7 protein-coding genes and 1 pseudogene are annotated in these 11,773 nt (G+C 62.1%); 4 read left to right on the plus strand and 4 right to left on the minus strand.

What is annotated here, in order from left to right:
- Positions 1–6 precede the first annotated feature (6 nt).
- Positions 7–3,555: a MobF family relaxase gene (mobF, locus tag ACWKZU_RS01365; RefSeq protein WP_449280589.1), complete on the plus strand. Its 3,549-nt coding sequence runs from the start codon at positions 7–9 to the stop codon at positions 3,553–3,555.
- A 325-nt stretch (positions 3,556–3,880) separates the two neighbouring features.
- Here mobF and ACWKZU_RS01370 read toward each other — a convergent pair.
- From ACWKZU_RS01370 to ACWKZU_RS01385, 4 genes and pseudogenes are all read right to left on the minus strand, one after another.
- Positions 3,881–5,102 (minus strand): annotated as a pseudogene (locus ACWKZU_RS01370) (IS3 family transposase).
- A 117-nt stretch (positions 5,103–5,219) separates the two neighbouring features.
- Positions 5,220–6,512, minus strand: a complete 1,293-nt coding sequence (locus tag ACWKZU_RS01375) for an APC family permease (RefSeq protein ID WP_449280590.1) — start codon at positions 6,510–6,512, stop codon at positions 5,220–5,222.
- A 163-nt stretch (positions 6,513–6,675) separates the two neighbouring features.
- The gene (locus tag ACWKZU_RS01380; protein WP_449280591.1) at positions 6,676–7,443 is read right to left on the minus strand and encodes a cytochrome c biogenesis CcdA family protein; all 768 of its coding nucleotides are present in this window, start codon (positions 7,441–7,443) and stop codon (positions 6,676–6,678) included.
- A gap of 3 nt (positions 7,444–7,446) precedes the next feature.
- The gene (locus ACWKZU_RS01385; RefSeq protein ID WP_449280592.1) at positions 7,447–8,040 is read right to left on the minus strand and encodes a TlpA disulfide reductase family protein; all 594 of its coding nucleotides are present in this window, start codon (positions 8,038–8,040) and stop codon (positions 7,447–7,449) included.
- Between the two features lie 1,327 nt (positions 8,041–9,367).
- Between ACWKZU_RS01385 and ACWKZU_RS01390 the strand changes: the two genes are divergently transcribed.
- The 3 genes from ACWKZU_RS01390 to ACWKZU_RS01400 form a co-directional block, all read left to right on the plus strand.
- A complete protein-coding gene (locus ACWKZU_RS01390; protein ID WP_449280599.1) occupies positions 9,368–9,820 on the plus strand; it encodes a DUF6153 family protein in 453 nt (150 codons plus the stop codon).
- A gap of 438 nt (positions 9,821–10,258) precedes the next feature.
- On the plus strand, positions 10,259–11,020 hold the full coding sequence (locus tag ACWKZU_RS01395; protein ID WP_449280593.1) for a M23 family metallopeptidase: 762 nt from the start codon (positions 10,259–10,261) through the stop codon (positions 11,018–11,020).
- A gap of 54 nt (positions 11,021–11,074) precedes the next feature.
- The coding region (locus ACWKZU_RS01400) for a multicopper oxidase domain-containing protein (RefSeq protein ID WP_449280594.1) at positions 11,075–11,773 on the plus strand (699 nt) is incomplete at its 3' end.

Raw genomic sequence — 11,773 nt, forward strand, 5'->3', positions numbered from 1 at the left:
CCGAGTATGACGGTTTCGATGCGGGTTATGTCCGCCGGCGACGGCTACAAGTACCTCCTGCGCACCGTCGCGTCAGGCGACGGCGCCCGCGAACTTTCCACTCCGCTGACCAGGTACTACACCGAAGAAGGAACCCCGCCGGGCCGCTGGATAGGGTCAGCGGTCTCCGCGCTCGGCGGTGGTGCGATCGCTGTCGGCGACGAGGTATCGGAGCAGCAGCTTCAACGCCTGCTCGGGCAGGGCCGCGACCCGGTGACCGACCGGGCACTCGGGAGCGCGTACCGGAAGTATCCGACCGTGACTGAGCGGATCGAGCGCCGCACCGGAAGGCTCGACGCAGGCCTTCCAGTGACGGAGCGCGCCCAGGCGGTCTCCGCAATCGAGGCGGAGGAGAGTGCACGCGGCACCCGGAAGGCGGTTGCGGGGTTCGACTTCACGTTCTCGATTCCGAAGTCCGCGTCGGTGCTGTGGGCGGTATCTGACGCGGGCATGCAATCACTGATTTCGGAGGCGCATCACGCGGCGGTTGCAGAGATGGTTGCGTTCATCGAACGCGAAGTTGCAGCAACCCGTGTCGGTGCAGCGGGACTGGGTGGGGCGGTTGCGCAAGCCGATGTCTCCGGCGTGATCGCGACCGCGTTCGATCACTACGACTCGCGCGCGGGCGATCCGCATCTGCATACGCACGTGGTGATCTCGAACAAGGTGCAGACCGTCCACGACGGTAAATGGCGATCCCTCGACGGCCGCCCCCTCCACGCCTCCACGGTCGCTCTCTCAGAACTCCATGAGGCCGTGTTCGCTGACCACCTCACTCGCGCGTTCGGTGTCCAGTGGGAGGCGCGCGACATGGGGCGCGACCGCAACCCGGCCTGGGCGATCGCCACGGTGCCGGAGGAACTGGTGACGGAGTTCTCGTCCAGGTCCCGGCAGATAGACGAGGAGAAGAACCGGCTCATCGCCGAGTACGTCGAACGTCACGGCAGGCAACCGTCGCGGGCGACGGTCATCAAGCTCCGCGCACAGGCAACGTTGGCGACCCGGCCGGAGAAGCAGGTTCGTTCCTTCGCGGACCTGACAGCGGAGTGGCGGGAGCGTGCGTCGCACCTGCTCGGTGAAGGTGCCACGCGCTGGGCACGCACTGCCACCGCGAACGGTGCACCGTTGCTGCTCCGCGCCGATGATGTGCCGTTGGACGTGATCGGGTCTCTGGGGCGCAGCGTGGTTGAGGCGGTCGGTGAGAAGCGGACGACCTGGCGGCGTTGGAACCTCACCGCAGAGGCAGCACGGCAAACGATGCCGTACCGGTTCGCCACCACGCAGGATCGTGAAGCGGTTGTCGGCATGGTCGTCCATGCCGCAGAGCGCGCCTCGCTCCGGCTCACACCGCCCGAACTCGCGTCCAGCCCGGACCTGTTCCGACGCCCCGACGACACCAGCAGGTTCCGGCCGCTCGCCTCGACGGTGTACTCGTCACCCGACATCCTCGCGGCCGAAGACCGGCTCCTCGAGCGCGCCCGCAGCACCGCCGCGCCCACAGTGCCCGTCGAGGTGATCGAGAAGATCACTCGCCGCGCGGATCACGAAGGACGACTTCTCGCTGACGACCAGGCAAGGGCCCTGACGAGTGTTGCCGTCTCCGGTCGCGCCCTTGACGTGCTCATCGGCCCCGCTGGCGCAGGAAAGACGACGGCGATGCGCGCGTTGCGGACTGCGTGGGAGCGTGAGCAAGGGCGTGGCAGCATCGTCGGGCTCGCGCCGTCTGCGGTCGCCGCGGAAGTCCTCGCTGCTGATCTTGGCATTCGGACTGAGAACACTGCGAAGTGGTGGCAAAACCATCAGAGCGCTGGCGCATCGTTCCGGAAGGGGCAGCTCGTGATCGTGGACGAGGCCTCCCTCGCCGGCACCCTCTCCCTCGACCGGATCACGGAGCACGCCGTGGAGGTCGGCGCGAAGGTACTGCTGGTGGGTGACTGGGCGCAACTCCATTCGGTCGATGCCGGCGGTGCGTTCTCGCTGCTGGTGCATGACCGGGAGGATGCTCCCGAGTTGGTCGACGTGCACCGGTTTATCAACGTCTGGGAGAAGGCCGCCTCCCTCGACCTTCGCCACGGTCGCCCCGAAGCCATCGATACCTACGCTGAGCACGACCGCGTCACCGGCGGCAGTACCGAGGCGATGATCGACGCCGCCTACACCGCCTGGCGCACCGACACCCTCGCCGGAGCAGCGACGATGTTGATCGCGGACTCAAACGAAGCCGTCCATACGTTGAACCAGCGTGCGCGCGCCGAGCTGATCTTGGACGGCACGGTGGATGCCCGCCGTGAGGTCGCCCTCGAAGGAGACGCGCGTGCCGGGGTGGGTGACACGATCATCACCCGCAAAAACGACCGCAGGCTCCGCACCCCGCGAGGGTGGGTGCGAAATGGCGACCGCTGGACTGTCACCGACATTCGCGGCGATGGTTCACTTACCGCCCGCCGTGCCGACAGCCGCGGCACCGTGGTGCTCCCCGCCGATTACGTCGCAGACCATGTCGATCTGGGGTACGCGGTAACCGCGCATCGCGCGCAAGGCATCACCACCGATACCTCTCACGTTCTTGCGGAACCCTCTACGACGAGGGAGAACCTGTATGTTGCGATGACGCGCGGCCGCCACGCGAACCGCGTCTACGTCGCCACCGACCGGCCCGACGAAAACCACACCACACCGCACCCCGCAGACGACCCGGACGCGACCGCGCGGGATGTGCTCTACGGGGTACTGCAGCACGTCGGTGCCGAGCTCTCAGCGCACGAGACGATCACGGCTGAGCAGGAGGCGTGGGGGTCGGTGGCGCAGCTTGCGGCCGAGTATGAGACGATCGCACAGGCCGCCCAACAGGACCGCTTCGCAACCCTCATCCGAGGCTCCGGCCTCACAGCAGACGATGCAGAAGACACGATCCAATCTGAGGCCTTCGGTGCGCTGTCGGCGGAACTGCGCCGTGCGGAAGCGAACCACCACAATATCGACACCTTGATGCCACGCCTTGTCGCGGCCCGCGGCTTCGGCGATGCGGACGACATCGCCTCTGTGCTCCACCACCGTCTTGCCCGCGCCACCGCGAAGCCCATCGGTTCTGGACGCACCCGCAAGGCACCCCGCCTGATTGCGGGCCTGATCCCCGAAGCAGCAGGGCCGATGAGTGCCGAGATGCGGACGGCACTCGCTGAACGTCACGAGCTCATTGAGCAACGCGCCGAAGCGACCCTCGATCGAGCCCTCACCGATCGTGAGGAATGGGCGCTCACGCTCGGCAAGCAGCCAGCGGAAAGGGGGGTCGCGGCAGTGTGGCGGCGGCAAGCACGGACGGTAGCGGCATACCGTGATCGCTACGGCATCACCACGAGAACTCCACTCGGCCCCGCTCCTGATGGCGACGCGCAGAAGATCGACGCCGCACGAGCGAAAGCAGCCATCACGCGAGTCCGCGACCTTGCCAGCGCCGAAGGGCACGACGATTCGTCGCGTTCGGTGCGGCGTGAAGGCACGAGCCGGGGTCTGTGACCAGTCGCACTTCCGAATGCCACTGGCACGTCGTACTCTGGTGATGAGGCGGAATTCTCCTTGATATGACGCTCCTCGGGGCAGGCCGCAAGGCCACACATAATTGTATTGCTGTGTGTCTAGAACGCTTTCAAGATGATCTGGATCGGACCAGCCAGCCTCATCCAGCTAGTCCGCACCCGAGCAGGGAAACGTTGGATGGCTATTGCTAACGACGCGTCGCACGAGGGCCGTCAACGAGTCAGTCCCAAGTAGTGTCCTGATCCGTAAATTCGATTCAGGTGTCGGTGAATTGGCCTGGTTTGAGTTCCGACCGGTTTTCCTGTCAGCCGGTTGGTGACAGAAGCGTCTCGGTCTCAGCGTAGTATGCCTGCTCGACTTCGGCCGGGGTGCGCATGTCGAGTTCCCCGTGAAGGCGTTCATGGTTCCACCACCACACGTATTCGAGGGTCGCGAGTTCGACCTGCTCAACCGTCCGCCATGGCCCTGCTGTCGGATCAGTTCGGTCTTGTATAGGTTGTTGACCGCCTCAGCCATGGCATTGTCAAAACTGTCGCCGACCGTCCCGGTCGAGGGCACTGCTCCGAGTTCCGCAATGCGATCCGTATAGACCATGGCGGTGTAATTCGATCCGTGATCGGCGTGATGGATCAGCCCATCGAGCCTGCCGCCCGATTGCCACGCAGCCATATCGAGTGCCTGCATCGGCAGAACCTCAGATTTCAGCGTCGCAGCGACATTCCAGCCCACGATTCTGCGCGAGTACACGTCAGTGACGAACGCGACATAGGCGAACCCAGACCAGGTGACGACGTAGGTCACGTCGCACACCCAGAGCTTGCGCGGCCCGTCAGCGGCGAATCTCCGGTTGACGAGATCGGCAGGCAGTGCCGCCGTTCTGTTGGGGCGTGTGGTGAACACGCGCTTTGATTTCCGTACCCCGCGCACGCCGGCGAGCCGCATCAGACGCTCGGTCTGGTCGCGGCCGATCTTCCACCCCTCACGCTTCAGCAGGGCATGCATCTTCCGGCGCCCGTACACGCCATAGTGCTTCGCGTGGAGCCGCCGGATCTCAGGGAGGAGCAACTCGTCGCGCAGCTGCCTGGCTGAGGCCGACCGGGCTTTCGCGGCCCGGTATCCGCGGGAGGTGAGGAACCCACGAACTGCCGCACGCAGCGTACGACAGAGGAACTCGACCCCGAAACGATCACGGTACTCGTCGATGAATCTGATCATTTCGTTCGTGGCCGGTCGAGTTCCTTCGCGAAAAACACGCTCGCAGCTTTAAGAACCTCGTTGGCCTTCTTCAGCTCGGCGTTCTCGCGTCGCAGACGTCGGTTCTCTTCGGCCATATCGCTCGTGACGCCGGGTCTCACGCCGGTATCGATGTCGTAGCGGCGCTGCCACACTCTCAGCGTCTCCGGGCTCACTCCAAGGAGGACGCCGACGTGTCGGCAAGCGGCGGTCAGCGATTCAAATTCGGGGCGGGCCTCGGCAAGCATGCGGAGCGCACGCTGACGAAGTTCGGGGCCGTATTTGCTTGGCATCGTAGTTCCATCCTTATATACAGATCGGAACTAAACCCAGGCCAATTCAGTGCTCTGGGAACCGAGACAGCACGAGGCTCCGACATCGGCGAGGCCTCAGAGTTAGGACTCCCGGCTCTAATTCGTCTCCTCTTTTGCTCTCACCCGCATAACGATCACCTGGCCGACGATAACGGCTGTCGCAACCGCTGCAGTGACAATTACGGTTTGAAGATCGCTTTGCACTTTAAGAATCGTGAAGGGAATCAGAATCGAGAAGTTGAGCAATACTGTGAGAAGCGGTGCCCACGGCTTTGCCTTGATTTTTGTCCGGAGGTGCCGAATCACGCCCCATTGCACCGCGATGTCCATTGCGAGGTAGAGGAACGCTCCCATCGATGCGATCTGAGTGAGGTCCAGGAAGGCTGTGGCGATAATCGCGAGCCCAGCCGTGATGATCAGCGGCTGTTGCGGGACGCGCGCAGGCAGTGACGGCGTCTGGCGCATGTCTTGGAGCATTCCGTAGAGGCGTGATACCGAATACAGACTGGCCAGCAGCCCGGACAGTGTTGCGACAACGGCGATCGCCACCGTGATTCCGATACCCCACGAGCCAAAGAGCGGTTCGGCTGCCGCAGCCAACGCATAATCACGCGCTTTTACCGCGCCTGCGGCCCCAATACTGGACTCTACCGAGACGGTGATCAGCATGTAGAGGACCATGCAAACCGCCAGGGAAATGACGATCGAGCGCGCAATGTTCTTTTTCGCGTCCTGAATGTCGTCACCTTGGTTGGTTATGGTGGTGAACCCTTTGTAGGCGAGCACACACAGGACCGTTCCGGCGAGCAGTCCGACGATATCGGGGGCCTCGCCTGAGCTTTGGGCGAAGAGTCCGGATCCTGATGCGACAGCACCGACGAGTCCCGCTATAGCGAGCAGTGCGATGCCCACGATCTTGATGATCGCAGTCGTGGTCGCGGATCCTTCAACGAGCTTATTACCGAGCAAGTTCACGATGGCTGCTGCCACGATCGCAAGCACGCCCAGGAGGGGGACGAGAATTGCAGAGTCTTGTAGGCCAAATGGGCGCAGCAGGTAAGTTCCGAAGGTGCGGGCGAGGAGACTTTCCGCGACCACCATTGAGACGTACATGAACAGGGTAAACGATCCCGCAGCGACCCCCGGTCCGTACGCATCTTTCAGTAGCATCGCAATACCACCCGCAGAGGGGTTCACGCTTGAATATCGCGTGTACGAGTAGGCGCTGACACCGGCGACAATCGCGCCGAGCAGAAACGCGAGCGGAAACCAGTCTCCGGCGAAGCCCGCGACCTGCCCGACGAGCGCAAAGATTCCCGCCCCGATCATCACTCCGGTGCCGAGCGAAACGGACCCGACGAGTGAAATCTTGCCCTTCGTTGCGACCATGTGAACCCCTCGCTCCTTCTCGTTCAATTTCGGTTTTCACGCCATGCTTACTAAGCAGGGAGCAGTACTTTGCACTTCCCCACGTTCTAGTTTGAAGTGCAACATCAGGGTGTGGGGATGGGTGACTCGTGCCGAGCCCCCGGCTCCAGTTCCGTCTTCGTAATCAGAGGGGCGTGACATAGCCGTCAATCATTGCTTGCATGCCGTACATCATCTTTGTCCAGAGCCCCGACACCATCACTAATCCGATGAGTACGAGGAGGCTGCCACCGATCAAATTTACCTTCCTAATGTGACGCTTCATGAAACTCGTGGCCTGAGTCATCCAGCTAAAGCCGAAGCCCGCCAGCACGAATGGGATTCCGAGTCCCAGACAATATGCGACGCCAAGAATCGCTGCGCGTCCGGCTGATTCGGCTTGCAAGCCAAGGGCCATAATTACTGCAAGTGTGGGTCCCATGCACGGGGTCCACCCCACCCCAAAAACGACGCCGAGTAATGGCGCTCCAGCAAGCCCTGTCCTCGGACTGAACTTTAACTTCGTGGTGCGCTGCATGGTGCGGATCATGCCGACGAACACGAACCCCATCACAATCATGACCGCCCCCATGACTCGGGTGATTACTTCTTCCCACTGCAGAAGCCAGACGCCTACGGTGCCAGCAAGCGCAGTCATTGAAACGAACACAGCTGAAAACCCGACAATAAACAGAAGGATGCCGAGCATCGTGCGTCGATGTACTCGCTTTGACCGGTGTCCCTGCTCCTGATCCGCACCAGCGGGAACGCCCGCAGTTGCGCCGACATAGCCTAAGTAGCCAGGAACCAGAGGGAGCACGCAAGGTGATAGGAACGAGAGTAGTCCTGCAGCTACCGCAATCAACGCTGCAAAGAGGAGCTGACCTTCTGAAACCAAAAACTGGAGATCCAACGGTCAACTCTCCGGTTCTTCGAGAGTCTCAGTGATCAACGTGCGAAGTTGGGAAACACCCGCCAGCTGACCAATCACCCGATGTGCAACGCGCCCCTCGGTGTCGAGCACGAGCGTCGTTGGTACTGCATTCAGCGGGACCTGCCCGGAGAATGCTTGTTGCACGGCTCGCCCTGCTGCAACATCCATAATGGATGGGTATTGAATACCGTATTGCTCAGCGAACTGAATTGCTTGTGCTTCTTGGTCGCGTGTGTTTACCCCCAGAAATTGCACGCCTAGTGGCGCAAATTCATCATAGGCTTCCACGAGGTCTGGGGCTTCAGCACGACAAGGAGGACAGCCGGCGTACCAGAAATTGACGACTGTTACACTGCCGATCGTGTCGGCCGAGCTAAGCGTGTCTCCGAATTCTGTTTCTCCAGAAAACTGAACTGGCTCCGTGCGTTCCGACGGTGGAATACTCGAAACTGACCCATCGCCTGAGATGTATCCTTTTTCGTTACTCTCACTCCACTGATCACTGAGGTTGTCATTATTTGATACGCACCCGGTGAAGGATATTGCGGCGAAGATTGCACCACTTATTGTCGCCATGAGGCGACGCCGCCGTCGGTTCACGCTTGACGTCTTCCTGCGAGGATCGCACCGGCGATCAGAAGTAAGGCACCCATCGGGTAACCCGCTAACACTTCTGCCCAGCCCGGCGGCTGCGATGGTCCGAAAACCCCTACGTGCGCCAACCAATGAGTAAGGAGAACCAGAGCACCAAGCAGCAGGATGGCTTGCCCTGTCCTTACTAATCGTCGATGAAGTCTGTACCAGTTAGCTTCGTTATTTGACTTATTCTTCTCTGAAAATTCCACTATTAGCTCCTGTGCCGAATTAAGCGCATGGCTCGAACCTTTGGGGTCTGTGAAGACCAAAGTGCCGTGATTTAGCAGCAGTACGCTCTCGCAGACACCGACCCCGTCTGAGCGTGGTCAGAGCGTCATAATCTACGCAGTACTGTCTTTCGCCGGTTTACCAGCGGATACGCCATTGTTTTAGATGCGACCGAAGTTGCCTAGCACTCCGGCCCAAGCGAATGGGCGTAAACGGTTCTGACCTCTCATTGAGGAGTCAGTCAATCACAGCACATGAATGCCAGACAGCGATGATCTAGCGATCGAGAGTGTTAATCAGACTCGAATGACTGACAGCTTGAGTCGGTTAGTGGTAAACAATGGTGGAAAAAGCTGAAGTTGCCACGGCCAGTACTCGACCGGATCTTTCGTTCGTGGGAGAAGTCGAGGTGCACGAGAACTGTATGCAGCCCAAGAAATAAATCCTATGACTGCGAGAATCACACTACAAACAGTCAGGATGAGAGGACTACCGGATCCCTCTAAACAGTTTTCCTCACAGAGACTCAAACTCCCGGCAGTTACAGAATCTTGAACCCGGATTTGAGAATCAACTGAATCGGTCGAGCTAATCGCCACAGATGCTGCATTCGAGTTGTTCACCGCGGAATGCGTAGCGAGGAGACTCACCAACAGAACTATGAGCCCCAGTCCAGCTACCATCATGCGGGGCGCTCGTTCAGCGAATCTGGATTGCACGTGTCCGGTAATTCGAAACACATGCACCTCCAAACCATTTTTACGTGTATCGCAACCAAACCAAGTGCTGGGATACTGCCATTCACAGTATACGAGTGCAAGTTTTGCGATTCTTAGCATTCAGGGAGATGAGGTGTTCGGCAGGCGTCGGCTGCGCGTTTGTGCTCGCTGCCGCGAAGTTGCCGGACCGCGAGCAGAGATGTGCCGCACGGCGAACGTTCATGCGACAACTCAAAGCAGTGTTGACGTGATGCTGGCTGTTACGCAGGAGCACATGGTACTGTAACGAAACAATAACGAAAGGGGTTTGGGTGCGCAATATGCTGAATCGCGTTGCGACACATTCCCGACCCCGCAACATCTGGATAACGTACGCGATCGTGCTACTGCTCATTGTTGGCATAGTCGCAATGCATTCCTTCCCTGGCAATATGACCGCCCACGACGCGCTCCTGCCCGTGAGTGCGACCGCCGAGTCCGGTGGCAACGCGCATCCGACCGAAGAAGGTCCCCCAGCTGGTCCGGCGAGCGCGGCAACGGCCGACTGCGATGCGAGCTGCGCGCACGGCACAGCCCCCGACCACGGGCACCTGGGCATGCTCATGCTGTGCATGCTGGTCCTGTTGACCGGGCTGCTCTTCCTGATCCGGCCCGCCCTGTTCCGCCTCTCCCGCGCCGCCGCGCAGTCCGCCGGCTGGCTGACCCGCGCTCTCCCTGCGCCGCCGGCGGCGCGTCCGCCGTCGCTATTCGCACTGTCGATCAGCCGTACCTGAAGCCAGGCCCCCGGCACGAGCCCTGCACACGCACCCCGGCAGTGAGCCGCGGCGAGCGGTGCGGCAGATCGACTGACGCCCGGCCTCGTCCGGGCGGTCAACCCGCCGGACGCCGACCCTGCCCGAGGACCTGCACGCTGCGCGTGCTTCGCTCGTATCGCGGCCGAACGGCGTCCTAGGCCGTCCGGCCGGTGTGGGCAACTCGATCACACGCCCACCCCACCGGTGCGCGTTCACGTCACTCGTGTCGTCCGAGCAACTGCGGTGCTGCGTGCCGCTGCCTCGGACCTTTCGTATCCACTGGCCGCCGACCCACAGAACAGTTATGCATTCACGTCGAAACCCGTTCAAGAACCCAGCCGTCTTCATCCCCAGCGCCCTCGCCCTGAGTATCGCGGTCGCCATCGGCAACTACTACGTCATCGGGGGACTCTTCGCATGAACACTCCGCAGGTCTATCTCACCCCCATGCCGTCATTCGACTTCCTCTCGGACGGCACCGGCGGCGGCGTGCGCCACCGCCGGGCACGGCGCAGCCTCATCGCCACCGCGACAGCAGCGCTCAGCGTGGCCGGCCTGATGAGCCCCGTCGTCTTCCCCACCCCCTTCGCCCCGGTGCCGGGGGCCGCGGCCGCAGAGCTCCCCGCGCAGCAGCTCGTGAGCGGCCCCGCCGCATTCGAGGCCGCGGCCCTGGACGCGATCGGCGCCGTCGAAGTGCAGGCCGCCCCCGTCGCACCGCAGCGCGTGAACGCCGAGCAAGGCCTCGTCGATCCCTCGCAGCTGACCGATACGAAGCTGCGCTACCCCTTTGACCAGACCATGCCCCTCACCGACGGCTTCGGCTACCGCACCGTCCCTGTCGAGCAGTTCCACGATGCCCAAGACATCGCCGCCGGAGGCGGCACGCCGATTCGTATCATCGGCGACGGGGTGGTCGTTGAAGCGGGCTGGGCGAACGATGGCTGCGGCTTCTCGCTCAAGGTGCAGCACCTCGTGGACGGGCAAGACCTCACCAGCAGGTACTGCCACATGGAAGGCGAGTCGCACGCCTACCAGGTCGGCGACCGGGTGCGCATCGGCGACGAGGCGGGACGGGTGGGCAACACCGGGCTGTCCTTCGGGGCGCACCTGCACCTCGCACTGCGCCTGAACGGAAACCCCATTGACCCGCTCCCCTTCATCGAAGCCAACGCGCAGTAGCCGCCAGTCTCACGGCACGACCCCGACCCACGAAACCCGAAAGATTCCACCCTTATGAACGCATCGTTGAATCGTCGCCAGTTCTTCGCCGCTGGCACGCTGACGCTCGCCGCCCTTGGCCTGGCTGCCTGCACCCCCCGACAGAACTCCGCCTTCCTCGCGCCCACCGCCGATGCCGTTGACGCGGCCGAGGCGCGCCGCCTGACCACAGGGGTGACGATCGATCGAGCGCTCACCGCGGAACCCGTCACACTGGATTTCGGTGGACAGACCGCGAAGACCTGGGGGTATCGGGGAGCCTCGGCCACTGAGCCCATCCGCGGCAATGTGGGTGACTTGCTCCGAGTCACCTTCACCAACGATCTACCCGATCCGACCACAGTGCATTGGCACGGCCTCGCCCTGCGTAACGACATGGACGGAGTGCCGGGGCTGACGCAGCCCGCGATCGCGGCCGGCGACACGTTCACTTATGAGTTCGCACTGCCGCATGCGGGCACCTACTGGTTCCATCCGCACGTCGGTACGCAGCTCGACCGGGGCCTGTACGCGCCGCTCATCATCGACGACCCCCAAGAGCGGGCCGACTACGATCGGGAATGGATCATCGTGCTCGACGACTGGCTCGACGGCATCACAGCCACCCCCGACCAAGTGTTCGCAGAGCTCAGCAGGGGTATGGGCGGTATGGGTGGTATGGATCATGGAGGTATGCCGATGCGGATGGGCAACACCCTCATGGGCGCCACCTCC

This window comes from Leucobacter sp., from assembly GCF_053528595.1.

Coding starts and splice junctions, on each gene's coding strand:
- mobF (WP_449280589.1), top strand. CDS start 7: ATGACGGTTTCGATGCGGGTTATGTCCGCCGGCGACGGCTACAAGTAC.
- ACWKZU_RS01395 (WP_449280593.1), top strand. CDS start 10,259: ATGAACACTCCGCAGGTCTATCTCACCCCCATGCCGTCATTCGACTTC.
- ACWKZU_RS01385 (WP_449280592.1), bottom strand. CDS start 8,040: ATGGCGACAATAAGTGGTGCAATCTTCGCCGCAATATCCTTCACCGGG.
- ACWKZU_RS01390 (WP_449280599.1), top strand. CDS start 9,368: ATGCTGAATCGCGTTGCGACACATTCCCGACCCCGCAACATCTGGATA.
- ACWKZU_RS01375 (WP_449280590.1), bottom strand. CDS start 6,512: ATGGTCGCAACGAAGGGCAAGATTTCACTCGTCGGGTCCGTTTCGCTC.